This is a genomic window from Kitasatospora sp. NPDC091257, from assembly GCF_044757675.1.
Classification (GTDB): Bacteria; Actinomycetota; Actinomycetes; order Streptomycetales; family Streptomycetaceae; genus Kitasatospora; species Kitasatospora lactacystinica.
In genome coordinates, this window is record NZ_JBIVVI010001684.1 from 1 (window position 1) to 1438 (window position 1438).

Here is a 1438-nt window from a genome sequence, read left to right on the forward strand (position 1 = left end):
CGCCCGGCTTGCCCGGTTCCTCCCGGAGGGGCCCGTCGGCCTGCCGAACAAGGCCCCGGACCCCACTGCCGCCCCGGAGGCCACACGCGTAGACTCCCCCCGTGGCCAAAGTGACGCGCGACGATGTAGCCCGGCTGGCTGGTACCTCGACCGCGGTCGTCAGCTACGTCATCAACAACGGGCCGCGCCCGGTCGCGCCCGCGACCCGGGAGAAGGTCCTCGCGGCGATCGAGCAGCTCGGCTACCGGCCGAACAGCGTCGCCCAGGCGATGGCCTCCCGCCGCACCAACCTGATCGGCATGGTCGTCCCGGACGCCCGCCAGCCCTTCTTCGCCGAGATGGCGCACGCCGTGGAACGGGCCGCCTCCGACCGCGGCAAGCTCGTGCTGATCGGCAACTCCGACTACGTGGACGACCGCGAGGTGCACTACGTCCGCGCGTTCCTCGGGATGCGCGTCTCCGGCCTGATCCTGGTCAGCCAGGGCCCCTCGCAGCGCGCCGCCGAGGAGTTCGCCGCGATGGAGGGCGCCAAGGTGGTGCTGCTGCACCGCCGGCCCGAGGCGATCGACGACGTCGCGGTGGTCACCGACGACGTGGCGGGCGCCGAGGCCGTGGTGCGCCACCTGCTGGAGGTGCACGGGCACCCGTACGTGGCCTGCTTCGGCGGCCCGGTCGAGTCCCCCGCCCCCGGCGACCCGGTCATCGACCACGTCGAGGGCTGGCAGCGCGCCATGGACGCGCACGGCATCCCCACCGAGCCCCACCTGATCGACGCGCCCTTCCACCGCTACGGCGCCTACGACGTCGCGCTCGGCCTGCTCCGCTCGCCGGACCGGCCGCGAGCGATCTTCTGCTCCACCGACGACCAGGCGATCGGCGTGCTGCGGGCCGCCCGCGAGGTCGGCCTGCGGGTCCCGGAGGACCTCGCGGTGGCCGGCTTCGACGACGTGCCGGAGGCCGCGCTCGCCGACCCGCCGCTGACCACCGTCGCCTCCGACCGCGACGCGATGGCCCGGGCCGCCGTGGACCTGGTGCTGGACGACTCGCTGATGGTGCCCGGCTCGGACACCGAGCGGGTCCGCACCTTCCCGTCCCGGCTGGTCATCCGCCGCTCCTGCGGCTGCGGCGACTCCGCCCCGGACCGATCCGTACCGGAGTAGCCGGTTCCGCTCGGCAGGCCGCCTGACCAGGCTTTATGAGAACCCAACGGGCTTCTCTCCCCGTTCTGAGCCGGTTCTCATGCACTCCTCATGCAGCGGGACGAGCTTGGTCGGCATGAGCGAACAGCAGCGGTACCCCGGCGAGCAGTACGGCCCGTACGAGCCCCACGCGTCCCACCCGCAGCACGAGCAGTACGACCAGTACGAGCAGTACGGCCCGTACGGCCAGTACGAGCAGCAGGGCCCGGACCGGGCCCCGGAGCCCCGGGTGATCGAGG

Annotated in this window: 1 protein-coding gene; it reads left to right on the forward strand. The window is 73.3% G+C overall.

All coding sequences use genetic code 11. The features are described from left to right. Positions 1 to 101 precede the first annotated feature (101 nt). Positions 102 to 1160 (forward strand): LacI family DNA-binding transcriptional regulator, encoded by a 1059-nt coding sequence (locus tag ACIQOV_RS41285; RefSeq protein ID WP_401056268.1) that lies wholly within the window; start codon positions 102 to 104, stop codon positions 1158 to 1160. Positions 1161 to 1438: the final 278 nt, after the last annotated feature.